This is a genomic window from Christiangramia aquimixticola (genome assembly GCF_048285835.1).
GTDB classification, from domain to species: domain Bacteria; phylum Bacteroidota; class Bacteroidia; order Flavobacteriales; family Flavobacteriaceae; genus Christiangramia; species Christiangramia aquimixticola.
The window spans coordinates 1-429 of sequence record NZ_JBLVTL010000037.1 but is presented as its reverse complement, the minus strand read 5'-3'; the positions used below and the strand labels follow the sequence as shown (position 1 = coordinate 429).

Sequence of the window (429 nt, the reverse complement as noted above, 5' to 3'; positions counted from 1 at the left end):
GCAACTGAAGGTGAAAAATGAGCCTTGGATTCTGGGTGTTCAAAACTCAGGAGCACCGATTTGGCTGCGCTAAAAACCTGCGATAAATCATTTGGGATTGATTCCCTTATACTTAGCTTTGAGCCTACATGTAAGGTGGTAAAATTCTCACAGACCCAATCAGGAGAATCGATTTATCACACTTAACTCAACAAAACCCTATGCGTACGATTAGAATTCTGATCATTCCGGTGCTGATTTCCCTGTTGGCTTTTTCTTGCCAGGAGAAAAAGGACTATTCACAAGCCATCACCGATGGCAGCTATTTTACCAAAGCCCAAAATCGGGTGACGGAGACAATTATTCACGATATCTTCTCCCCGCCTGTAGCTGCAAGGATTTACTCTTATTCCTCCTTAGCAGCGTATGAAGTGGCTGCAGCCACTGACC

General features: G+C 44.3%; 1 pseudogene. It reads left to right on the top strand.

The features are described from left to right. Nucleotides 1-200: 200 nt before the first annotated feature. Nucleotides 201-429, top strand: a pseudogene (locus ACNKXV_RS13385) (phosphatidic acid phosphatase); the annotation flags it as partial.